This window comes from Saccharopolyspora rhizosphaerae (assembly GCF_003931915.1).
Lineage (GTDB): Bacteria > Actinomycetota > Actinomycetes > Mycobacteriales > Pseudonocardiaceae > Saccharopolyspora > Saccharopolyspora rhizosphaerae.
In genome coordinates, this window is sequence record NZ_RSAA01000007.1 from 369,835 (window position 1) to 393,046 (window position 23,212).

Annotated in this window: 18 protein-coding genes; 6 read left to right on the top strand and 12 right to left on the bottom strand. The window is 71.3% G+C overall.

Annotation, left to right across the window (positions count from 1 at the left end):
* Positions 1–46: 46 nt before the first annotated feature.
* The 3 genes from EIL87_RS08380 to EIL87_RS08390 form a co-directional block, all read right to left on the bottom strand.
* On the bottom strand, positions 47–2,161 hold the full coding sequence (locus EIL87_RS08380; RefSeq protein WP_125089591.1) for a putative bifunctional diguanylate cyclase/phosphodiesterase: 2,115 nt from the start codon (positions 2,159–2,161) through the stop codon (positions 47–49).
* Positions 2,162–2,335: 174 nt separating this feature from the next.
* Positions 2,336–3,145 carry an SAM-dependent methyltransferase gene (locus EIL87_RS08385; RefSeq protein ID WP_125089592.1) on the bottom strand — a complete coding sequence of 270 codons (810 nt, stop codon included), beginning with the start codon at positions 3,143–3,145 and terminating at the stop codon, positions 2,336–2,338.
* Between the two features lie 176 nt (positions 3,146–3,321).
* Complete coding sequence (locus EIL87_RS08390; protein ID WP_125089593.1) at positions 3,322–5,370, bottom strand: putative bifunctional diguanylate cyclase/phosphodiesterase; 2,049 nt, start codon at positions 5,368–5,370, stop codon at positions 3,322–3,324.
* 419 nt (positions 5,371–5,789) lie between these two features.
* Here EIL87_RS08390 and EIL87_RS08395 point away from each other — a divergent pair, with 419 nt between their 5' ends.
* A complete protein-coding gene (locus tag EIL87_RS08395; protein ID WP_125089594.1) occupies positions 5,790–7,139 on the top strand; it encodes an FAD-dependent oxidoreductase in 1,350 nt (449 codons plus the stop codon).
* Between the two features lie 13 nt (positions 7,140–7,152).
* Positions 7,153–7,767: a hypothetical protein gene (locus tag EIL87_RS08400; RefSeq protein WP_125089595.1), complete on the top strand. Its 615-nt coding sequence runs from the start codon at positions 7,153–7,155 to the stop codon at positions 7,765–7,767.
* 175 nt (positions 7,768–7,942) lie between these two features.
* Here EIL87_RS08400 and EIL87_RS08405 read toward each other — a convergent pair whose 3' ends face one another.
* The 4 genes from EIL87_RS08405 to ureA are packed head-to-tail and all read right to left on the bottom strand — an operon-like array spanning position 7,943 to position 13,160.
* A complete protein-coding gene (locus tag EIL87_RS08405; protein WP_125089596.1) occupies positions 7,943–9,250 on the bottom strand; it encodes an MFS transporter in 1,308 nt (435 codons plus the stop codon).
* A gap of 22 nt (positions 9,251–9,272) precedes the next feature.
* Entirely contained in the window at positions 9,273–10,901 is a 1,629-nt protein-coding gene (locus EIL87_RS08410; protein WP_125089597.1) for an amidohydrolase, read from the bottom strand.
* A 13-nt stretch (positions 10,902–10,914) separates the two neighbouring features.
* The gene (locus EIL87_RS08415; protein WP_125089598.1) at positions 10,915–12,588 is read right to left on the bottom strand and encodes an urease subunit alpha; all 1,674 of its coding nucleotides are present in this window, start codon (positions 12,586–12,588) and stop codon (positions 10,915–10,917) included.
* Positions 12,585–13,160, bottom strand: coding sequence for an urease subunit gamma (ureA, locus tag EIL87_RS08420; protein ID WP_125089599.1), 576 nt, complete (start codon positions 13,158–13,160; stop codon positions 12,585–12,587). The genes EIL87_RS08415 and ureA overlap by 4 nt, the downstream gene beginning before the upstream one ends.
* Positions 13,161–13,234: 74 nt before the next feature.
* On the opposite strand from ureA, the gene EIL87_RS08425 reads away from it, so the two are divergent.
* Positions 13,235–14,404: a PucR family transcriptional regulator gene (locus tag EIL87_RS08425; RefSeq protein WP_125089600.1), complete on the top strand. Its 1,170-nt coding sequence runs from the start codon at positions 13,235–13,237 to the stop codon at positions 14,402–14,404.
* 101 nt (positions 14,405–14,505) lie between these two features.
* The gene (locus EIL87_RS08430) at positions 14,506–15,981 is read left to right on the top strand and encodes an aldehyde dehydrogenase (NADP(+)) (RefSeq protein WP_125089601.1); all 1,476 of its coding nucleotides are present in this window, start codon (positions 14,506–14,508) and stop codon (positions 15,979–15,981) included.
* A 76-nt stretch (positions 15,982–16,057) separates the two neighbouring features.
* Here the strand turns inward: EIL87_RS08430 and EIL87_RS08435 are convergent, their stop codons facing one another.
* Positions 16,058–16,870, bottom strand: a complete 813-nt coding sequence (locus tag EIL87_RS08435) for a putative RNA methyltransferase (RefSeq protein WP_125089602.1) — start codon at positions 16,868–16,870, stop codon at positions 16,058–16,060.
* Positions 16,871–16,990: 120 nt separating this feature from the next.
* A complete protein-coding gene (locus tag EIL87_RS08440) occupies positions 16,991–17,380 on the bottom strand; it encodes a cupin domain-containing protein (protein ID WP_125089603.1) in 390 nt (129 codons plus the stop codon).
* A gap of 51 nt (positions 17,381–17,431) precedes the next feature.
* Between EIL87_RS08440 and EIL87_RS08445 the strand changes: the two genes are divergently transcribed.
* Together EIL87_RS08445 and EIL87_RS08450 are read left to right on the top strand one after the other, a co-directional pair.
* A complete protein-coding gene (locus EIL87_RS08445; protein ID WP_125089604.1) occupies positions 17,432–18,475 on the top strand; it encodes a GlxA family transcriptional regulator in 1,044 nt (347 codons plus the stop codon).
* A gap of 59 nt (positions 18,476–18,534) precedes the next feature.
* The gene (locus EIL87_RS08450) at positions 18,535–19,932 is read left to right on the top strand and encodes a lipase maturation factor family protein (RefSeq protein ID WP_125089605.1); all 1,398 of its coding nucleotides are present in this window, start codon (positions 18,535–18,537) and stop codon (positions 19,930–19,932) included.
* 31 nt (positions 19,933–19,963) lie between these two features.
* Here EIL87_RS08450 and EIL87_RS08455 read toward each other — a convergent pair whose 3' ends face one another.
* From EIL87_RS08455 to EIL87_RS08465, 3 genes are all read right to left on the bottom strand, one after another.
* Positions 19,964–20,446, bottom strand: a complete 483-nt coding sequence (locus EIL87_RS08455; RefSeq protein WP_125089606.1) for a VOC family protein — start codon at positions 20,444–20,446, stop codon at positions 19,964–19,966.
* 69 nt (positions 20,447–20,515) lie between these two features.
* Positions 20,516–21,745, bottom strand: a complete 1,230-nt coding sequence (locus tag EIL87_RS08460) for an SAM-dependent methyltransferase (protein ID WP_125089607.1) — start codon at positions 21,743–21,745, stop codon at positions 20,516–20,518.
* A 42-nt stretch (positions 21,746–21,787) separates the two neighbouring features.
* Complete coding sequence (locus tag EIL87_RS08465) at positions 21,788–23,167, bottom strand: FAD-binding oxidoreductase (RefSeq protein WP_125089608.1); 1,380 nt, start codon at positions 23,165–23,167, stop codon at positions 21,788–21,790.
* Positions 23,168–23,212 lie beyond the last annotated feature (45 nt).

A 23,212-nucleotide genomic window follows, 5' to 3' on the forward strand; every position in this document is an offset into this window, starting at 1 on the left:
CCGGTTAACGCCCAGGCCGAGCCGCACGCCGACGCATCGTGACCGGTCACCCCGCGTCGGCGAGGAGCTGCTCGAGCTCCAAGGCGGACACCCGCTCACCTGCGAACGCGCCGATCGCGGAGCGCACGCCAAGCGCGCGCAGCCGCTCGGCCTGCAGCGCGTCGTCGACACCGCCCGCCAGCACCGGCAGGCGCATCAGGGCGGCCGCGCCGACCGCGGACCCCAGCAGGTGCTCGTCGAGCGGGTCTGGGCCGTCCGGGTCGGCGAAGCCCGCCAGGTGCGGCCCGTCGACGCGGACCCCGAACAGCGGGAGCCCCCGCAGCCGCGCGACCCGGGTGCAGTCGTCACCGAACTGGCGGACGAGCAGCTTGACGCCCATCTCGGCGAAGATCTCCACGGTGTCCACCGGATCACCCTGGTGGTCGAACAGCGCCGGCTCGGGCATGCCCAGCGCCAGCGCCTCCGGCGGCAGACCGGTGTCCCGCAGGACCCGCTGCAGGTCGTTGACCAGCTCGGGGTCGCGGCAGTGCCGGTGCGAGAGGTTCACCACCGCGAGCGGCCCGCGCTCACCGAATCGCTCGGTCCAGTGCGCGGCGTGCCGGCACACCTCTCCCAGCGCCCAGCTGCCGAGCCGGGTGATCAGGCCGGTCTCCTCGGCGAGGCCCAGGAACGACTCCTCCCCCAGCTCGCCGAACTCGGGGTGGTCCCAGCGAACGCCCGCGGAGGCCGCGAACAGCGACCCGTCCTCGAGCAACCGCACCGGCTCGTACTCGACGAAGAGCTCGCCGTGGTCCAGGGCTGCGGGCAGGGCAGCGGAGAGCTTGAAGCGGTCGCGGGCCTCGGCGTTGAGGGCGGTGTCGAACAGCACCCACTGGGCGCGGCCGTCCTGCTTGGCGCGGTAGAGCGTGATGTCGGCGTCGCGCAGCAGGGCTTCGGCGTCGGCTCCGGCCACCGGACGTTCGACGACGCCCACGCTGGCCGAGGCCGACAGCTCGTGCGCGCCGATGCGGGCCGGGCGGGTGACCTCGGCCAGCATCTTCTCCACCTTCGCCACCAGGCCCGCGGCGCCGTCGGTGTCGGGCACCAGGACCACGAACTCGTCGCCGCCCATCCGCGCGGCCAGCGCGCCGAACTCGGCGGTCAGGGCCTGCAACCGCTGGGCGACCGCGCGCAGCAGCTGGTCGCCGACGGGGTGGCCGAGGCTGTCGTTGACGGCCTTGAACCCGTCGAGGTCGAAGAAGCACAGGCCGATCCGGCGGCCCGGGTGGGTCGGTTCCAGCGCCCGCTCCATGCTGGTCTGCAGCTGGGTGCGGTTAGGCAGGCCGGTCAGCGGGTCGTGCACGGCCTGGCGCCGGAACTGCTCCTGGAGCATGTGCCGGTCGGTGATGTCCTCGTAGAGCATCACCAGGTAGTCCGGGGCGCCGTCGGCGTCGCGCACCAGCGAAGCCGAGAGCTGGGTCCAGACGTGCGAGCCGTGCTGCTCGGTGAAGCGGATCTCCAGCTGGTAGCGGTCGACCTCACCGCGCACCAGGTCCGCGTTCGCCGACGCGAGCTCGCCGACCCAGGTCGCATCCGCCAGGTCGAAGATCGTGCGACCGGTCAAGACGTTCCGGCCGGCGCGGAAGATCCTGGTCATCGAGGAGTTGATCTCCTCGATGACGCCGTCGAGCGTCACGATCGCGATGCCCAGCGCCGAGGAGGTGAACACCGCCGACGACCGCGCTTCCGAAGCCCGGTGGGCCTCCTCGGCCGCGTCGCGGGCGTCGAGCACGGACTGCTTGATGATCTCCTGCTCGGCGAGGGTCTGCTCGCGCAGCGCCCCGGCGAAGCCGGACCCGACCGCGCCGAGCACGTCGACCAGCGCGGTCTGGTCGACGTCGCGGTGGTGGGGCAGCACCGCGGCGAGGTGGTTGAGCGTCCTGTGCACGACGGTGGGTTCGGTGAAGTGCACGTCGACGAGGCGCTCGCCGACCAGGCGCGCGGATTCCAGCGGCCCGTCGCAGGCGGCGAGCACGTCGTCGAAGCACTTCGCCAGGAACGACTCGATCTCGGGCCGGCCCATCGCCACGTAGCTCGTGTGGATGATCTCGCGCGTCCACTGCGCGACCACGTGGCTGCGATCGGGCGTCACCACGTCGGGGTTCCCCTCGGTCTCACGCATCGCTCACACCTTCTGCCCGGCGTCGCCGGTCCTGAAGTACACCCGCTGCGCCGGGGCGAGGCTCGCGGCGACCGCCCGGGTCGTTGACCACGGCGGTCGCCGTGGGCTCCGGGGCCGGGGTGAGGTCGGTGATCAGTGTGGCGATCTCGCCACCACCTCGCACGGTGAGGGTCCTCAGACCTTGCGTCCGACGCACCCGTAGACGATGGACTCCTCGGGGCGCTCGCCGACGTCCTCGGGCGAATCGGGGTGCCACTCGGGGACGTAGACCACGCCGGGCTCGACGAGCTCGAAGTCGGAGACGAGTTCGGCGACCTGGGCGCGGGTGCGCAAGGTGACCGGGTTGGTGCTGTTCTCGTAGAGCTTGACCAGTCCCTCCACGCCTTCCGGGAAGTCCTCACCGGTGACGTGCGAGAAGCCCAGGTAGCTGCCCGGGGCGAGCTTGTCGTAGTACTGGCGGACAACCTCGCTCGGCTGCGCGCTGTCCGGCACGAAGTGCACCAGCGCCACCATCATCACCGCGACCGGCTGCGAGAAGTCCAGCATGCGCTGGGTTTCCGGCGCCTCCAGCACGTCGGGGACGTCGAGCAGGTCGGCTTGCACGATCGTGGCGTTCTCGACGCCCTCCAGGATCGAGCGGCTGTGCGCGACGGCGACCGGCTCGTTGTCGACGTAGACCACGCGGGCGTCCGGGTCGACGGCGTGCGCGATCTCGTGCACGTTGCCCGCGGTCGGGATCCCCGAACCGATGTCGAGGAACTGCCGCACGCCCTGGTCCAGGCAGTAGCGCACCGCGCGCCGCAGGAACGCGCGGTTGTTGAGCGCGACCTCCTTGACGTTGGGCACCACTTCGAGGACCTTCTTGCCGAGTTCGCGGTCCGCCGCGAAGTTGTGCGCGCCGCCTAAGTAGAAGTCGTAGCAACGCGCGGCGCTGGGCTTGTCCAGGTCGACGCCCTCCGCCAGCCAATCGGGTCGCTGCTCCATGAATTCAGCCTCCTGCACGTCGTCGTGACACCCGAAGCGGTGATCAACTGGGTCATCGTACTGTTACGGCCCGCGTCCGGTCATGCACCCTGCGTGGAGGTACGTGGCGACCTCCCACCTGCCCGTTCTCCAGGTTTTTCGCCGCTGTGGTCGGTTTTTTCGAACCACTTCGGCTCCTAGCGACGACCGCCGACGAGCTCCGCGACCTCCATCGCCGAGACCCGTTCGCCCACGTGCGGTCCCTGAACCAGGCGCACACCGATCTCCCCCAACCGGTCGGCCTGCTCGGCGGTCGTCACACCGGTGGCCAGCACCGGCAGGTCCATCAGCCGCGCGGCACCGACGGCGCTGCGCACCAGGTACTCGCTGAGCGGTTCCGGCCCGTCGGGGTCGGCCAGGCCGTCGATGTGCGGCCCGTCGATGAGCACGCCCGCCAGCGGCATCTCCTGGAGCCGGTCGACGCGCGTGTGGTCGGAGCCGAACTCGCGCACGAACAACCGGATCCCCATCTCGGCGAAGATCTCAACGGTGTCCACCGGATCACCCTGGTGGTCGAACAGCGCGGGCTCGGGCAGGCACAGCACCAGTGATTCGGCGGGCAAACCGGTCTTCTCCAGCGCGGTGCGCACGCCGCGGACGAGCTCGGGATCGCGGCAGTGGCGGGCGGAGAGCGACACCGCCAGCAGCGGCGCGTGCTCGGCGAGGTCGCGCACCCAGCGCGCGGCGTGGTGGCCGGCCTGCTCCAGCGTCCAGCCGCCGACCCGGGTGATCAGCCCGGTCTCCTCGGCGAGCCCGAGGAAGCGGTTCGCGCCGAGCTCGCCGAACTCGTCGTGGTCCCAGCGCACGTCAGCCATCACCGCGATGACCTCGCCGGTCTCCACGTCGGCGACCGGCTCGTACTCGACGAACAGCTCGTGCTTCTCCAGCGCGGCGGGAAGCGCGGCCGAGAGCCGGAAGTTCTCGTGCGCCACCGCGTTGCGCTCGGCGTCGAAGAGCACCCACAGCGCACGGCCGTCGCGCTTGGCGCGGAACAGCGTGATGTCGGCGTCGCGCAGCAGCGAACCGGTGTCGGTGCCGACCACTTCGCGCTCGACGATGCCGACGCTGGCCGAAGCGGTCAGCTCGTGCGGGCCGATCCACATCGGTTTCGTCAGCTCGCGCAGCATCTGCTCGACCAGGTCGATCACGTGCGCCGCGTCGTAGGAGTCGGGGATGACCACGGCGAACTCGTCACCGCCGGTGCGCGCCACCACGGCGCTCTCGGCCGCGGCCAGCGCCTGCATCCGCCGGGCGACCTCGCGCAGCATCCGGTCGCCGATGCCGTGCCCGAGGCTGTCGTTGACGGCTTTGAACCCGTCCAGGTCGAACAGGCACAGCCCCACCCTGCGCCCGGGGTAGACGGAGGTGAGGGCGGCGTCGAGGCAGGACTCCAGCTGCGCTCGGTTGGCCAGCCCGGTCAGCGGGTCCTGCACGGATTGCCGGCGGAACTGCTCCTGGAGCATGTGCCGGTCGGTGATGTCCTCGTAGAACAGCAGCAGGTGGTCGGGGCGCCCCAGGTCGTCGCGGACCAGCGAGCCCGTCAGCCGGGTCCACACCTGGGTGCCGTCGGCGGCGGTGCAGCGGGAGTCGAGGCTGAGCCCCTCGTCGTCGCCCTCGGCGAGACCGGCGAGGGCGCCGGCGAGCTCCGGGCGCCACCGGTCGTCGGCCAGCTCCAGCACCGAGGACCCGACGAGGGCGCCCTCGGAGAGGCGGAACATCCGGTGCAGCGCGGGGTTGCCCTCCTCGACCACGCCGGTGGTGCCGACCACGGCGATGCCCAGGGTCGGCGCGTGGAACAGTGCTTCCGACCGGGCTCGCTGAACGCGGGAGGACCGCTCGAGGGCGCCGCGGTGCAGCTCGTCGGCGAAGCCCGCGGCGAGGTGGCCGAGGGCGGTCACGATCCGGTCCGGAGGGACCTCCGGCAGCAACTCCGGCAGCTCGGCGGCCAGCAGCTTCAGCGTTCCGGCCAGCACGCCGGGGTTCTCGCGGTGCAGCCGCAGCAGGTCGACGCCCGCGTTCTTGGCCTCGCCCGCCCGGTCGGGGCAGGCGAGTTCGCCGAGCACGTGCTCCAGGCAGCCGTTGAGCAGGTCTTCGACGTCGCCCGGTCGCAGCGGTGTGGCGCTGCCGGGCGCGATCTCGCGCTTCCACCGCTGGATGAACTCGTGGCGACCTGTCGTGGTGATCACGGTTCGGCTCCGTCGGCGCTCCGGTGTGGCGTTCGACGCACTCGCCCACCCTGTCTTCGACAACTTCGACACCGCGCGTGACCGGTGTTGCACGGGGAGTACCGGCGCGGTTGATCAATGCCTGATCCTACTGTCACGCACCGCGTTCGGTCACGCACTCAGCGCTGAAGAAATCGACCACGATCGTCCTCGCCGGCCGATCAGGACGTGAAGATGATCTTGATCAACCGGGTTCTCCGAGGTGGTGGCGGAGATCAGTTATGAGCATTGTCACCAGCCCGCATCGCGGGATCGCGGGTAAGGCCTCCCTAAGCTGGTGGGGATTCCGCGCACGGTCCAGGCCCGGTCCACACCGGGCCCGCTGCCGCGCGGCTTCGCAGTCGAGCGCGCCGAGCCCGGCGCACCCAGGAGGAGAGTGCATGACCCGCCCGTTGCGAGTCGCGATCGTCGGGGCCGGCCCGGCCGGCGTTTACGCCGCCGACATCCTGACCAAGTCCGAGACCCCGGTCGAGATCGACCTGCTGGACCGGATGCCGGCACCCTACGGGCTGATCCGCTACGGCGTGGCGCCCGACCACCCGCGCATCAAGGGCATCATCAACGCGCTGCAGCGCGTGATGGAGAAGCCCGAGATCCGCTTCCTCGGCCACGTCGAGTACGGCGTGGACGTCAAGCTCGAAGACCTGCAGCGCTACTACGACGCCGTGATCTTCTCGACGGGCGCCGACCAGGACCGCCCGCTGGACATCCCGGGCATCGACCTGCCGCACAGCTACGGCGCGGCCGAGTTCGTCTACTGGTACGACGGCTACCCCGACGCGCCGCGCGACTGGACGCTGGACGGTGAGCAGGTCGCCGTCATCGGCGCGGGCAACGTCGCGCTGGACGTGGCGCGCGTGCTGGCCAAGCAGGCCGACGACCTGCTCAGCACCGAGATCCCGGACAACGTCCACCGGGGTCTGAAGGACTCCGAGGTCACCGACGTGCACCTGTTCGCGCGTCGTGGTCCGGCGCAGGCCAAGTTCACGCCGCTGGAGCTGCGCGAGCTCGATCACCAGGACGAGGTCGAGATCATCGTGCACCCGGAGGGCTTCGAGATGGACGAGGCCAGCGAGCAGGAAGCCACCACCAACAACCAGGTCAAGACCGTCGTCAAGACCTTGCAGGACTGGGCGCTGCGCGACCCGAAGCACAACACCAAGCGCCGGCTGCACCTGCACTTCCTGCGCGGACCCGCCGAGGTCATCGGCACCGACCGCGTGGAGGGCTTCAAGGTCGAGGTCATGGAGCTCACCGGTGACGGCAACGTCCGCGGCACCGGCGAGTACGAGACCTACCCGGTCCAGCAGGTCTACCGGGCGGTCGGCTACCTCAGCTCGCCGGTCGCCGACCTGCCCTTCGACACCAAGAAGGGCACCGTTCCCCACGACGGCGGCCGTGTCCTGGACCTCGACGGCAACCCGATCCCCGGCGTGTACACGACCGGCTGGATCAAGCGCGGGCCCGTCGGCCTGATCGGCCACACCAAGGGTGACGCCTTGGAGACCATCAACAACCTCCTCGAGGACCTGGACACGTTGCCCCAGGCCGAGGAGCCTGGTTCCGACAGCATCATCGAGGTGCTCGAGGAGCGCGGCATCGAGTACACGACCTGGGAAGGCTGGGCCCGCCTGGACCAGCACGAGAAGTCCCTCGGCGAGGCCCACGGCCGGGAGCGCGTCAAGGTCGTCCCCCGCGAGGAGATGGTCAAGATCTCCCGCGCGGAGTGACCACGACATCGCGATGAACGACGAACGCCCCTGCGCCCACCACAGCGCAGGGGCGTTCTCGTCGGCGGTCCCCACCGGGCGACCCGCGGCCCCTCCGACCCGCAACACCCGAGGTGACGTGATGGGCCTGTTCGACTTCTTCACCGGCACGAAGCGGCCCGCGGACGGTGTCGCGCCGCACCCCGCCGAAGCCGTTCGCGCCGCGCTGCTCAGCACGAACAGCCCGGATCGGCCCTTCGTGGTCCGGGACGGTCACGCCGAGGGCGTCGACCTCGTCGCCGAGTGGAAGATCGCCGACGCGCACTGGTCCGGGTACTTCGGCACGACCACGCGGACGAACCGGACGCTGATGCGCCTCGACGCGGCCGCGAACCAGGTGCGCGCCCTCGACGAGGAGTTCCAGGTCGTGCGCAGCGGTCGCACCTCTCGACCAGCTCTGGGGAAGCGCTACGGGCGCGGGCAGATCAACAAGAAGTCCTCCAGCGCGACGTTCTCCCGGGACGAGAACGGCAAGCTGGTCAAGCAGGAGGAGCGGACGTTCTCCTCGGCGGAGCTGAAAGGGCCGCTGCAGGACGTGGTCACCGGGCTCGGTTGGACCTGGCGGGGCGTGTTGTTCGGCTCGCTCTGAGCTCCCGCTCCCGCGCGGGGTGCCCCGGTGGTCGACAGCCGACCACCGGGGCACCCCGTCCCTCCCGGCCCGGCGGGCGTCCTCGAGAGGGTGCTCGGGGAGCCTCGCGCCGGGCCGGGACCCGATCACCGCCGTCGAGGGGGTAGCAACAGGCGGTGACCGGTGGCCGGGTCGGTCAGGTCAGCACCTCCGCGGTGGGGGTTCGGGCGGCTCGGTGGCCGAAGAGGCCGCCTGCCGCGGTGATGAGCGCGAGGACGAGCAGCAGGGCCGCCGTCGACCAGGACTCCTGGCCGCTGGCGATGAGCAGCGCGCTGGCGATCAGCGGGACGAAACCGCTGATCATGCCGCTGAGGTTGGACGAGATGGCCACGCCGCTGTAGCGCAGGTGCACCGGGAACAGGCTCGCCAGCAGGGAACCCGAGACCGCGTACGGGATCGACAGGCAGTTGATGCCGAGGGTCACCGCGATGATCACCAGCACCGGGTTGCGCGTGTCGATCATCCAGAACACCGGGAACGCCATCGCCGCCGAGAGGACACCACCCCACAGGCAGACCTTGCCGGGGCTGAACCGGTCGGCGAGCCGGCCGCCGAAGATCAACGTGAGCACTTCGACCGCCGCCGCGACCAGTGTCGCGGCCAGCATCAACGACTTCGGCAGACCCAGCTGCCCGGAGCCGTAGCTGATCACGAAGGTGGTCAGCAGGTAGAACCCGCCGATGCCGATCAGCGACGCCGCGACGCCGATCAGCACCTGCCGCCACGCGGTGCGGAACAGCTCCACCGCGGGGACCGAAGCGCGGTCGTGCTCGGCCAGCACCTGCTCGAACACCGGGGACTCACCGACCCTGCGCCGCAGCCACAGCGCCACGCCCAGCAGCGGGAACGCCGCCAGGAACGGCAGCCGCCAGCCCCACGAGTCGAACGACTCGTCGGGCAGCATCGCCACCAGGTAGAACCCGCCTGACGACAGCAGGGTGCCGACCGGGGAACCGATCTGCGGCAGCGCCGCGAAACGCCCGCGTTGCTCCGGAGGCGCGTGCTCCACGGCGAGGGTGACCGCCCCGCCCCACTCACCGCCGACCGCGACGCCCTGCAGCACGCGCAGCGCGGTCAGCAGCAGCGGTGCGGCCAGGCCGATCGTCACGAAGTCCGGCAGCAGACCGATGACGCCCGTGACGACGCTGATCAGGGTGACCGTGATGAGCAGGCAGCGCCTGCGCCCGATGCGGTCGCCGAGGTGGCCGAAGACCACCCCGCCGAGCGGCCTGGCCACGAAACCGACCGCGAACGAGGCGAAAGCGGCCAGCGTGGCCACCGCCGGGTCCTCGGTCGCGAAGTACAGCCGGTCGAACACGATCGACGCGGCGGTGCCGTAGAGGAAGTAGTCGTACCACTCCAGCGCGGTACCGACGAACGCGGCGAACGCGACCTTGCGCGCCTCTGCGGGTTCGATGCGAGCGGTGCTCGCTGTCTCGGTCACGGAGCCTCCCTGGTGTGCCGGATCAGGTGGGAACCCCGGCGAACTCCTCCGCGCCGTGCACGGCGCGGCCGGCGACGAACGTGGCGCGCACGTCGATGTCACCGATCGCCGAGGTGGGGACGGTGGTCGGGTCGGCGTCGAGCAGCACGAGGTCGGCGACCATGCCTGCGGCGATGCGGCCGCGGTGGTCCTCCTGGCCCGCTGCCCACGCCGCGTGGGTGGTGTAGGCGCGCAAGGCTTCGGTGGCGTCGACCCGCTCGTCGGGGCTGAGCACCCGACCGGCCTTGGTGGTGCGGTCCACCATCGCGCGCATCCCCAGCAGCGGCGCGCCGTTGGACACGCACGGCCGGTCGGAACTGCCGGGCACCACCAGTCCGGCGTCGAGGAACGACTTGTGCCGGTACAGCCAGGGTTCCCGTTCCTCGCCGACCGCCTCGATCATGGTGTCGCCGATCTCGTGCAGGAACCGCGACTGCGGCACCGGGATGACGCCCAACGCGGCCATCCTGTCGAGCTGGTCGGGCCGCACCATGGCCGAGTGCTCGATGCGGTGGCGCGCGTGCGGTCGTGGCAGCTCCCGCTGCGCGGCCTCGAAGGCCTCCAGCGTCAGGTCGATGGCGCGGTCGCCGATGGCGTGCGCGGCGATCCGCCACCCACCGCGGTGCGCGGTGAGGATCCGCTCGCGCAGCACGTCGGGGTCGTCGCCGAGCACGCCGCGCCCGCCGTGGCCGTGGAAGGGCTCAGTGACCGCGGCGGTGCGGCTGGACAGCGCGCCGTCGGTGAAGATCTTCATCGGCCCGATGCGCAGGAACTCGTCCCCGAAACCGCTGCGCAGTCCCAGGTCGAGGCCGAAGGAGTCCGGCCCGACCTGGTGCAGCACCTCGGTGGCGGGCATCAGCTCGACGCGCAGCGGCAGGTCGCCGCGCTGCCGGGCGAGCTGGTAGGCGGCGACCTCGGCCGGGCTGTGCCCGATCCAGCCCCCGCCGACGCCCGCTTCGGTGACGTGCGTGAGGCCTTCGGCCGCGTAGCGCTTCGCCGCGCGGGAGATGGCGGCGGCCAACTCCTCCACGGGGTAGGGCTTGACCAGCGCGTCGACCAGCTGCTGCGCCTGCTCGGCGAGCAGACCGGTCGGGGCACCGGCGTCGTCTCGCTCGACGACGCCGCCTTCGGGGACGCGGGCGGACCCGTCGAGAACGCCTGCCTTGTCGAGGATCGCGCTGCTGGCCACGCACATGTGCGCCGAGCGGTGCTTGAGCCACACCGGCCTGCCTCCGCCCGCCCGCTCGAGCTCCGCGAGTTCCGGGTGGCCGCCGATGACGAAGTCGTCGTAACCGGAGCCGATCACCCAGCCGTCCGAGGGCAGTTTCGCCGCTTCTGCCGCGACCAGGTCGTAGAGCTCCTGGGAGCTCTGGCAGCGGGACAGGTCGAGCTCGGCCAGCGACAGCCCGTACCAGACCATGTGGTTGTGGGAGTCGGCGAAACCGGGCGTCACGACCGCGCCGCCACCGTCGACCACCCGGCGCGCGGGCAGGTCGGCGATCTCCTCGTCCACCCCGACGACGCAGCCGCCGAGCACGCCGATCGCGTGCGCGGTGGGGTGGTCGGGGTTCATGGTCAGCGCGCGGACGTCGCGCAGCAGCAGGTCCAGCACTTCGTTCCCTTCCTCAGGCCAGGTGGTGCATCCGGGTGAGCGGCAGCGTGGCAGCTCGGTGCACGTCGACCTCCACCCCGTCGACCGACACCGGCCCCGGTTCGCGCGGCACCTCCACGCGCGGGGTCGCGGTGTTGCGGACCATGTCGGCCCTGGTCAGACGCCTGCTTTCGCGGACGGAGGCGTAGTGCGGGCCGCTGGGCAGGCGCGCTCGGTCGGCGGCATCGGCGACGAACACAGTGGACAGCCTGCGGGGAGCGGCCCCGAGTCCGCCGAAGAAAGGACGCATGACCCTCGGTTGGGTGAGCCGGGTGGAGCCGGACCCGGACCCGCTGGCGCCCCAGGCGACGAACCCGGACTTGATCACGAGGTCGGGCTGGGCGCCGAACCAAGCGGGTTGCCACAGCGCGATGTCGGCGAGCCGGCCCGGCAGCAGCGAACCGACCTCGTGGGCCATGCCGTGCGCGATCGCGGGGTTGAGGGTGATCTTGGCGAGGTAGCGCAGCACCCGCTCGTTGTCGGCGTGCTCCGGACCGGTCTGCCCGGCGAGCGCGGCCTGGACGTGCGCGAGCTGCCAGGTGCGGCGGGCGGTTTCGGCGATGCGGCCCATGCCCATCGAGTCGGAGTTGACGATGCTGATCGCACCGGAGTCGTGCAGCGCGTTCTCCGCGGCGATGCCGTGTTCCCGCACCCGGCTGCCCGCGATGCCGCGGTCGCTGTCCACCATGGAATGTCCTCTGTGGACGGTCATGGTCATCGGGAACAGCTCCGGCACCGTGGCCGGCGTCAGCGGCAGCGTCGGGGTCGTCGAGGAGGTCAGCACGTGCGGGTGGCCCACGACCTCGAGCAGGTCGGGATGCCCGCCGCCGCCTTCGACGTGGTAGGCGTGCACCGTGCGGCCCCGGGTGGCGTCCACCGTGTCGGCGAGGAAACCGGATTCGTTGAGCGTGTCGGTGTGCAGGGCGACCGGCAGGTCGGCCTGGTCCGCCACGCCCAGGCAGGTGTCCACGATGTGCGGGGTCGCGCCCCAGTCCTCGTGGATCTTGAAGCCGCCCGCGCCGGAGAGCACCGCGCGCTCGAGCAGGTCGTTCGACGAGGACGACCCGCGCGCCAGGAAGGCGACGTTGATCGGCACGTCCCGCCAGGCCGCGATCATCGAGTGCAGGTTGTAGGCCGGGTTCGCACCGACGTCCCACACCCCGCCCATGCCCATGCCGACCAGCGAGGTCACCCCGGCCGCGAGAGCTGCGGGCACGACCTCGGGGCTGGACAGGTGCACGTGCGAGTCGACCACGCCGGGCGTGGCGATGAGACCCTCCCCGGTGATCATCGCCGTGTGCGAGTCGACGACGAGCTCCACGTCGTCCATGGCCTGCGGGTTGCCCGCGCGCCCGACCCCGGCGATGCGACCGTCCTTGATCCCGATGTTGGTCTTGCGCACGCCCAGCACCGGGTCCAGCAGCAGGACACCGAGGATCACCATGTCCAGCGCGCTGTCCCGACCCGCCTTCGGCGCGACCAGCAACCCGTCGCGGGTGGTCTTGGCGCACCCGCCGAGCAGTTCCTCGCCCGGCTCGGAGTCGTCGTCCTCGACGCGCACCCACAGGTCGGTGTCGGCCAGCCGCACCAGGTCGCCCGTGGTCGGTCCGTACAGCGCCGCGTAGCGCTCGCGCGACAAGCTGGTCATCGGCTGCCTCCCATCGCCACGACCTCGACTTCCCGGCACTCCCCGGCTTCCAAGCGCACCGCCATGCCCGCGGGGATCGCCAGCCGGAACCCGGTGAGCTCGACGTCGCTGCGCACCGCGGGGTTGAGCTGGTCCAGCGGGAAGTGCGAGGAGATCCACACCGGACGCGCGCCGGTGTTCTCCAGCTGAGCGGTCCGGTGCTCGCGGCCGACGGCCAGCTCGACCTCGCCGTCGGCGGCGCGCACCGCCCCGGGCGCGTCCGGCCCGGGCGGGCCGAACGGGTGCGACACGTGGACCAGCGAACTGCCGTGCGGGAACAGGGCTTCGACCTGGATGGCGGGGACCGCGTCGGGCACCCCCGGCTGCACCTGGTCGGGGCGCAGCAGCTCGCCCGCGCGGCGCACGACCTCGTCGATGTCGACGCCGTCCCACGCCAGCTCGCAGATCTCGTCGCACACGTAGGCCACCGCGTCGGGCACGCCCAGCAGCGCGCCGCGCGCGAGCCGGCGACGGGCCAGCTCCGCGGCGCTGAACAGGGTCAGCCGCTCCTGCTCACGAGGCGTCAAGTGCATGAGAGCACGGTCCTCTGGTCACCGGCCCAGCACAATGATGGATCCACGCCATCTGATCGTCCTAGATTGGGCAGATGCACACTTCGCTTCACACGCCGGTCACAGCCGACGGCCCGTTGCGCAGGCTGGTGCGCTCCTGCCTGGACGACCTCGACGAGCTGGTCGCGGTGTTCCTCGCGGAGCTGCGCTCGATGGAGCCCTACGCCAGCGACGCGGTGCCGTGGCCAGAGCTGCGCGACCACGCCGAAGGCAGCATGGAGCTGCTGCTGCGGTTGGTCGGCGGCCTGACGGTGCCCGACCGGCTGGCCGACCTGTGCGAGCGGATCGGGCGCAGCCGGGCGCAGGCCGGCGTGCCGCTGGAGGTGCTGCTGCACGCGGTGCGCTTCGACTTCCGGGTGCTCTGGGACGCCTTCACCCGCCGGGTGTCCGAGGAGGAGATGGCGTCGCTGGTGCGCAGCGCCTCGAGGGTGTGGGCCGCGGTCGACCACCACACCACCCGCATCCACCTGGCCTACCTGGCCGAAGCGGCGGTGGTGGCCCGCGAGCAGGAGCACGAGCGGGCCCAGCTGGTGGCGCGGTTGCTGGCCACCGACGCGCGCGACCCGCAGGTGGTCGCCCAGGTCGCCACCGCGCTCGACGTCTCCGCCGAGGCCGACTTCGCGGTGGCCGCCGCGCCGCTGTCGGCGACCCGGCCGCTGCGCGACGCCGTCGACGAGCTCTCCGCCCGGGGCATCGCGGTGCACCTGCAGGACGTCGACCGGCGTCCGGTGCTCATCGCGCAGCTGCCCACCGGCGTCACCGCCGTGCCCGCGCGCTGGCTGCAGCACGTGCCGTGCGGGCTCGCGCCGGTCGCGCGCACCCTCGGGGGCGTACCGCGGGCGGTGCGGATCGCTGCCGAGCTCGCCGCGACCGGGGTGGCCGAGTACGGTCCGCGGGGGTTGACCGACGCCTGGTCCTCGGTGGTGGCGGGGCGGCTGGGCGAGCCGGGCGGCGCGCTGGCCGCGGAGGTGTTCGGCGCGATGCGCGGCATCGGCGCGGGCGAGCGCGCGCGGTTGCTGGAGACGGCGAGGGCCTACCTGCGCACCGGCTCGGCCGGCGCGGTGGCGGGTGAGCTGTACTGCCACCGCAACACCGTGCTCAACCGGCTGCGCCGGATCGCCGAGCTCACCGGCTGCGACCTCACCAGACCCGAGCAGGCGGCGCTGTTCGCCGTGGCCCGGGCGTGCGACCGCACCGGTCCGTGATCTCGAACCACATGCGTCATGTCGAACACGGTGCGGCGCGTCGACCGTTCGACGTACTACGGTGGTCCCGGACTTCTTTCGACCGCGCAAAGGATGGGACGTTGACCGCGACGCAGATCCCGGACACCACCCGAGCAGAACTCGACGCCGCGCTGCAGCGGGCCGCCGAGGCCGCCGAACCCTTCGGCGAGCAGGCCCCGGCCGAGCGCGCCCGCCAGCTGCGGGCGGTCGCCGACGCGCTGGACGCGGCTGCCGGTGACCTGATCCCGCTGGCGATCAGCGAATCGCACCTCTCCGAGGGCCGCCTGACCGGCGAGCTCAAGCGGACCACCTTCCAGCTGCGCCTGTTCGCCGACACCATCGAGTCCGGCGAGCACCTGCACGTCACCTTCGACCAGGCGGACCCGGACTTCGCGCTGGGCCCGAAGCCGGACCTGCGGCGGATGCTGCTGCCGGTCGGCCCGGTGCTGGTGTTCGCCGCCAGCAACTTCCCCTTCGCCTTCTCCGTCGCCGGCGGTGACACGGCCGCCGCGCTGGCCGCCGGATGCCCGGTGGTGCTCAAGGGCCACCCCGGCCACCCCGAGCTGTCGGTCCGCACCGGTGAGGTCGTCGCCGAGGCGCTGCGCTCGGCGGGCGCTCCGGAGGGGACCTTCGAGGTCGTGCTCGGCTTCGAGATCGGCACCGAGGCGCTGCGCGACGAGCGGATCAAGGCCGCCGCGTTCACCGGATCGGTCCCGGCCGGGCGGGCGCTGTTCGACATCGCCAACTCGCGGCCGAAGCCGATCCCGTTCTTCGGCGAGCTGGGCAGCCTCAACCCCGTGTTCGTCACGCCCGGCGCGGTCGCCGCGCGCGGTGCCGACATCGCCCAGGGCTACGTGACCTCCTACTCGGGCAACGCCGGTCAGCTGTGCACCAAGCCGGGGCTGCTGTTCCTGCCCGCCGACCACGGACTCGAGCAGACGCTGGCCGAGGAGTCGGCGGCGGTGTCGGCGCACCAGCTGCTCAACGACCGGCTGCACCAGGGCTACTGCGGCCGTCGCGCGGCGGTCACCGAGGTGCCGGGCGTGCGGGTGCTCGCCGACGGTGCGGCCGACGACTCCGCCAGCACCGACGGCGCGACGCCCACGCTGCTGACCACCGACGTGGACACGCTTCTCGCGCACCAGGACTCGCTGCTGGAGGAGGTCTTCGGCCCGCTGTCCATCGTGGTCACCTACTCCTCGGAGGACGAGGCCCGCCGCGCCGCGGAGGCGTTCGAGGGCAACCTCACCGCGACCGTCCACTCCGAGGACTCCGACACCGACTTCGTCGCCACCCTGCTGCCCCGCCTGCGGGAACGCGCCGGTCGTGTGCTGTTCAACGGCTGGCCCACCGGCGTCGCCGTCTCCCCCGCCATGCAGCACGGCGGGCCGTACCCGGCCACCACGGACGCCCGCTTCACCTCGGTGGGCACGGCGGCCCTCGACCGCTTCCTCCGCCCGGTGACCTACCAGAACGTCCCGGCCGCCCTGCTGCCGCCGGCCCTCCGGGACGAGAACCCCTGGAACATCCCGCAGAAGACCCACACCCCGAACTGAGCACCCGGTGACGCTCCCGCGCGAGGACCGGCACCTCGCGCGGGACGTCCGCCCACGCCGCTCGACGCGGTGGCGTTCAGCGGGGGCGGTAGCGCAGCAGGGTGGTCGAAGCCCGAGCCTCGACGGGGGCCGGGAGTGCGCGGACCTTGGCCGAGAGGGCTTCCGGGCTGGTGTGCCAGGCGCTGGGCCCCATCGCCACCGCCGCCTCGGCCTCCGCAGGCGTGAGCGTGAGGGGGAACTCGACCGCTCGCCGGGTCTCCTCGGTGAAGTGGTCCGCGAGCTGCTCGGCGAGGCGTTCCGGTTTGGAGTCGTCGACGTGGAGCAGCCCGAGGTGGTCGACCAGGCCGGCCAGGTGGTCGGCGTTGGGGATCACCACGACGAGTTCCCCTCCGGGACTCAGGACCCTGCGCATCTCCGGAGCGTTGCGGGGCGCGAAGACGTTGAGGACCGAGGCCGCCGCGCCGGTGCGGATCGGCAACGCCTGCCACGCGTCGGCCACGGCGGCCCCCACCCGCGGGTGGGCCTTGGCCGCACGGCGGCAGGCGTACTTGGAGACGTCCAGGGCCACGCCGATCCGGTCGCCCAGAGCCCGGGTGAGGTAGTAGCCGGTCCCAGCACCGATGTCGACCACCGGTCCGTCGGTGGTCACGGCTGCGGCGACGGCCTCGGCGATCGGGTCGTAGTGCCCTGCCTCCAAGAACGCCGCGCGGGCGGCGACCATCTCCGCGGTGTCCCCGAGGGCCTTGCTGCGCCCGGGTAGCAGGCTGACGTACCCCTGTCGCGCGAAGTCGAACACGTGGTTCGCCGAGCAGCGCAGCGAGTTCCCGCTGCGCCCCAGCTCACCACCGCAGTGCGGGCAGGCCAGCAGCTCCACCACCTCGTCCAGCACAGCCCCGCCTCCCACACGATCGCAGCAGGTGGATTCTAGTTGTCCGAGGTGGGAGCGCCGCCGACCACACCTGGAACCCTGCTCAGGGCGTGCCGCCCGCACCGCTCATCCCGAAGGGCTTCAGGCGGGGAGCCCGGTGGTCGAGGTGATGTGGTCCGGGATCTCGCCCTCGTGGTCACCCGTGCTGAGCGTGCCGGTGGGTTCGAACAGCATCACCGTGGCGCCCTGCGGTGACTCCGGGCAGTGCTCGGTCCCGCGGGGGACGACGAAGACGTCGTGGCGCCGGAGGTGCACCGCGGTCTCGGTCCCGGACTCGCGCAGGTGGATGTCGAGGGTGCCGTCGAGCACGATGAACAACTCGTCGGTGTCGGGGTGGGAGTGCCACACGAACGTGCCCTCCAGCTTGGCCAGGCGGACGTCCCAGTCGTTGACCTGGGTGAGGATCCGCGGGCTCCAACGCTCCTGGAAGGAACCCAGGACGGTGTCGATGTTCGCGCTCGGCTTCGTCATGACCCGATCCAACGCCTTGATCCTGCCGTCCGACAGTGCGAGGAATGAGGCATGTCGAAAGGATCCTCGCAGTGGCACGTCGTCCGGGCCCTGGTCGACGAGGGCTCCAACCCGTTCGAACTGGCGTGCCTGACCGAGGTGCTCGCCATCGACCGCCCTGAGGTGGGTGGGCTCCTCTACGACTTCCAGGTGTGCGCGCAGCGGTCGAGGGTTCCGATGCGGCAGGGCTTCTTCAGCATGACCGGCATCGCGCCCCTGTCCGCTCTGGAGCACGCCGGCACGGTGATCGTTCCCAACCGGCCCGACACGGCCGCACCCCACCACCCCGAGGTGCTCGACGCGATCGCACGGGCCCACGACCGCGGCGCGCGCCTGATCGGCACGTGCAGCGGAGCGTTCACCCTCGCCGAAGCAGGCGTGCTGGACGGGCGTCGCGTCACGGTGCACTGGCAGTGGGCTGACGAGTTCCGCGCCCGGTACCCGCGCGTGCGCGTCGACGACGCCGTCCTCTTCGTCGACGACGGCGACATCCTCACGTCGGCCGGCAGCGCGGCCGCCCTCGACCTCGCGCTGCACGTCGTGCGCCGCGACCACGGCGCCGAGATCGGTGCGGCCGTCGCACGTCGTCTTGTGTTCCCCGGGCACCGCCCCGGTGGCCAGCAGCAGTTCATCGAACGCCCCCTCCCCGGGGAAGCGGGGAGTTCGCTCGCCGAGGCGCTCGTGTGGGCCGAAGAGCACGCGACCGAACCGATCTCGGTCTCGGACATCGCCTCCCGGGCGGCGATGGGGACGGCGACCCTGCACCGGCGCTTCCGCAGCGAGCTGGGCTGCACACCCCTCCAGTGGTTGACGACCGTGCGCGTCGAGCACGCTCGCCGGCTCCTCGAGCGGACCAACCTCACCGTCGAGCAGGTCGCGCACCGGAGCGGGCTCGGGACGGCCACCAACCTGCGCAACCACCTCGCCGCGCTGACAGGCCTCACCCCCACCGCCTACCGGCGGACGTTCCGGCCTGCTTCGCCACAATGGGGTGCGCGCGGCACCGCGCTCGTCCCCCGGACCCGCACGGGGGCAGGAGCACCCTCAACGCCCTGACCAGCCCTCGTTCCCGTCGGCGGCAGGCTCGGGGAAGCGGCGCGGAAGGAGGTCCGGCGATGTGGCACTGGCTGAGCGCACCTGAGTACCAGGGGGCGCGCTTCGCGGTCACCCACCTGGTCGCCCTCGTCTACCTGATCGGCTTCGTGAGCTTCCTGCGCCAGTTCCCCGGTCTGCTCGGCTCGGACGGCTTGACCCCGGTCGCCCGCTTCGTCGAGCGGGTGCCGTTCCGGCGCGCACCGAGCCTGTTCCACTTCCGCAGCTCGGACCGCTGGCTGGCGGGTGTGGGCTGGGCCGGCGTCGTGGTGAGCCTGCTGGCTCAGGTCGCCGACCTGGCGCCGGTGTGGGCGTGGCTGCTGCTGTGGGCGCTGTTGTGGGTGCTGTACTCGTCGATCGTCAACGTCGGCCAGGTCTGGTACGGGTTCGGCTGGGAATCGTTGCTGCTCGAGACGGGTTTCCTGGTGATCTTCCTGGGCCCGGCGCACGTCGCCCCGCCCGTAGTGGTCGTGTGGCTGCTGTGCTGGCTGTTGTTCCGGGTGGAGTTCGGCGCGGGTCTGATCAAGCTGCGCGGTGACAGCTGCTGGCGGGACCTCACCGCGCTGCACTACCACCACGAGACCCAGCCGGTGCCCGGACCGCTGAGCCGCTTCTTCCACTGGCTGCCGCGTCCGCTGCACAAGGTGGAGGTGGTGGCCAACCACGGCACCCAGCTCGTCGTGCCGTTCCTGCTGTTCTTCCCGCAGCCGGTGGCGACGGTCGCCGCGTTGATCATCATCGCCACCCAGCTGTGGCTGATGCTCAGCGGCAACTTCGCGTGGCTGAACCTGCTGACCACCACCTTGGCGTTCGCCGCGATCAGCACCTCGCCGGTGACGCTGCCCGACCCGCCGGGCTGGTTCGCGGTGCTGGTGCTGGCGGTGACGGCGCTCTTCGTGGTGCTGGCCTACTGGCCGGTGCGCAACATGCTGGGCAAGAGCCAGGTGATGAACCGCAGCTTCAACCGGCTGCACCTGGGCAACACCTACGGCGCGTTCGGCAGCATCACGCGCGTCCGCTACGAGGTCGTGGTGCAGGGCGCGAACGACCCGGACGGACCGTGGCGGGAGTACGAGTTCAAGGTCAAGCCCGGCGATCCCGCGCGCCGCCCGCCCCAGGTCGCGCCGTACCACCTGCGGCTGGACTGGCTGATGTGGTTCGTCGCCATCAACCCCTCCTACGGCAGCACTTGGCTGCCGAGGTTCCTGCGCGCCCTGCTCCGCAACGAGCCTCAGGTGCTGGCGCTGCTGCGGCACAACCCCTTCCCCGACGCACCGCCGAAGCTGGTCAAGGCCGACCTCTACCGCTACCGCTTCACGACCCGCCGCGAACTCCGCGAGACCGGGAACTACTGGGTCCGGTCCTGGGCCTCGGACCTCGTCCCGCCGCTGACGCTCGACGACCTGGCGGGGCGTGGGTGAGGCCCCAGGCGCGGACCGCGCGGAGGCGTCCTCACCCCCGCGCGGCGGCTTCGAGCTCGGCGATGTCGAGCTTGCCCATGCCCATCATCGCCTTCATGACGCGGTCGGACGCCGCGGGTTCGGACTCGGTGAGCAGCTCCAGCAGCCGGCGCGGGGTCACCTGCCAGGACAGGCCGTAGCGGTCCTTGAGCCACCCGCACGGGCCGTGCTCGCCGCCCTCGCCGAGCTGCGCCCAGAGCCGGTCGACCTCCTCCTGCGACTCGCAGGTGATCTCGAGCGACACCGCCTCGGTGAAGGTGAACTGCGGTCCTCCGTTGAGGCCGACGAACTGCTGCCCGCACAGCTCGAACTGGACCACGAGCACCGTGCCGGGCTCGCCCGGGCCGGCCTCGCCGTGGTGATGGACGTGCACGATGCGGGAATCCGGGAAGATCGAGCAGTAGTACTTCGCGGCTTCCTCGGCCTGGTTGTCGAACCACAGGTTCGGGGTGATCTTCTGGCTGAACTCGTACACGGGTCCACTCCCTCCGTCCGGACGACCGGGTCGGAGGGGTAGACCAGCTCAGGCGGCGGAACTCATCGGTCAGAACGCCGGGCGCAGCGGCATCCGGGCGTCGGTGCCGTCGAGCTTGACGCCCAGCACCTGGTGCAGCTGCACGGTGTTGCGCTCGAAGCCCAGCCGGCAGGCCGCCATGTAGAGCCGCCACACGCGGGCCCGCTCCAGGCCGGCCTCGGCGACCGCCTTCGACCAGTCGCGGTCGAGGTTCTCGCACCAGTGGGCGAGCGTCATCGCGTAGTGCTCGCGCAGGTTCTCCTCGTGGCGCACCTCGAAACCGTTGTCGTTCATCGCCGACACCAAGGTGCCGACCGGTTCGAGCTCGCCGTCGGGGAAGACGTAGCGGCCGATGAACTTGCCCGGGCGCACCTTCTGGTGACCGTGCGGGCGGGTGATGCAGTGGTTGAGCAGTCGACCGCCGGGAACCAGCTTGTCCTGAAGGAACGAGAAGTAGCGCGGCAGGTTGTTGATCCCGATGTGCTCGGTGAGCCCGATGGAGCTCACCGCGTCGAACCCGGTCTCGCGCACGTCGCGGTAGTCCACGTGGCGGACCTCGGCGAGGTCGGCCAGGCCGCGCTCGGCGATGGCCTTCTGCGCCCACTGCGCCTGCTGTCGCGACAGCGTCACGCCCAGGGCGCGCACGCCGTAGTGCTCGGCGGCGTGCATGACCATGCCGCCCCAGCCGCACCCGACGTCGAGCAGCCGCTGGCCCTCCTCCAGGCCGAGCTTGCGGGCGACCAGGTCGTGCTTGGTGAACTGCGCCTGCTCCAGGGTGGCGTCCTGGTCGGGGTAGACCGCGCAGGTGTAGGTCATCGACGGGCCGAGGACGTGCTCGTAGAAGCGGTTCGAGACGTCGTAGTGGTAGGAGATCGACTGGCTGTCGCGGCGCTTGGAGTGCCGCCAGCCGCGCGAGCGGTGTTCGACCTCCGGCACCCGCACCGGCCACCAGAAGCGGTAGCCGGCGAGCTTGAAGGCCAGTTCGCGGCGCAGTTCCGGTGGGATGTCGTTGAGCGCCACGGCCGGGAACGCCGCGAGCGCGGTGTACATGTCACCGTGCACCTCCAGCGCTCCGCTGACGTAGGCGCGGGCGAGCCCCAGCTCACCGGGCGCGGTGGCCAGGTGCGACAACGCCAGCGGCGAGCGGACTTCCACGCACACGTCGGCTCCGGCGGCGCCGGCCCGGCTGCCGTCGAAAGCGCGGATCTCCACCGACAGATCGCCGCCGAGAATCCGCTCGAACACCCCTGCCCATCCCATCAGAGGGTCTCCTCTCCAGTTGGTGTGTCGTTCCCCCGCGAGTCAGCGCTCGCGCACGCACTTCTCGTACAGCCCCGGCAACCGGCCCTTCGGGTCGTAGCTGTCCTTCAGCCGCTGGTAGGCGGGTCGGTTGTACAACCGCCAGAACTCGTCCTCCTCGAAGTAGGAGTCGGAGTACAGCGACTTGTGCCCGTCGAGTTCGGTGACCACGCGCTCGATCGCGCGGTTGTGCCTGCCCGGCGCCTCGCCCGGGTGCAACGGCACGGTCGCCCAGAAACCGACGTTGACGTAGAGCGTCTTCGGGTCCATCGGGTACAGCGACCAGCCCGTCTCGTCGCGCAACCGGACCGGGCAGAGCCAGATCGGCGTAATGCCGATCTCGCGGTGGAAGAACTCCAGGAACTCCGGCAACCGGTCGACCGGGATCTCCACGTCCTGGATCACCGGTTCGTTGAGGCCCTTGCCCCGCAGCACCGAAAGCCGGTCGGTCACCGAGTGCCGCCGGTCCCAGGCCACGATCCGACGGTAGACGTCGGAGCGCTTGTGGCGCGCGGGCCAGAACCGGCGGACCAGCGGGTGCTGCACGCCGATGGCGCGCGAGCACCAGAACCAGTCGGTGTCCCAGCGCCACAGGTAGTCCCGGGTGGTCAGGTAATCGACGCGGCGCCGCTGCAGCGAGCGGTAGTAGACCTGCCGGCCGGTGTAGTCGCTCGTGAACGGCGCGGTGTCCACGTAGGACCCGAGGGTGAGGTGGTGCTCGGTCGGGCTGAACACCGTGCCGTCGATGAAATCGACCCGCTGGCCTTCGAACTCACCGTCCGCGCAGATCCGGGTGATGGCGTCGGCGCACTCTTCAGCGGTGGCGAACAGGACGTGGCGGAGCTTCACGAAGGGCGTGACCCGCTCCAGCTCGATCTCCAAGCGCAGCGCGTACCCCAGCGTGCCGTAGGAGTTCGGGAAGCCCCGGTACAGCTCGGCGTGCTCGTTGTCGGGCCGGGCCACCACCACCGAGCCGTCTCCGGTGAGGACCTCCATCTCGCGCACCGACTCGTGCGGCAACCCGTTGCGGTAGGACGTCGACTCGATGCCCAACCCGGCCACCGCACCGCCGAGCGTGATGGTCTTCAGCTGCGGCACCACCTTCGGGACGTGCCCGGTGGGCAGCAGCGCGTCCACGATCTGCTCGTAGGTTGCCATGCCTTGGACCTGCGCGGTCCCGGCGTCGGCGTCGATGTCGAAGACCTTGGTGAACCGCCCGACGTCCAGTCCGGGCGATTCGGACGGCTCGCGGAACCGGAACAGGTTCGAGGTGGGTTTGGCGAGCCGGACAGGTGCTCCGGCCGGCAGTTGTGCGTACTGCGCGACCAGTTCGGCCACGTCGTCGGAATGCTCGCCGAACATCGGCGTTACCCGATCCGCCATACCTCGACCGTAATCCCGGAACCGGGACCAAGCACCCCCTTCACC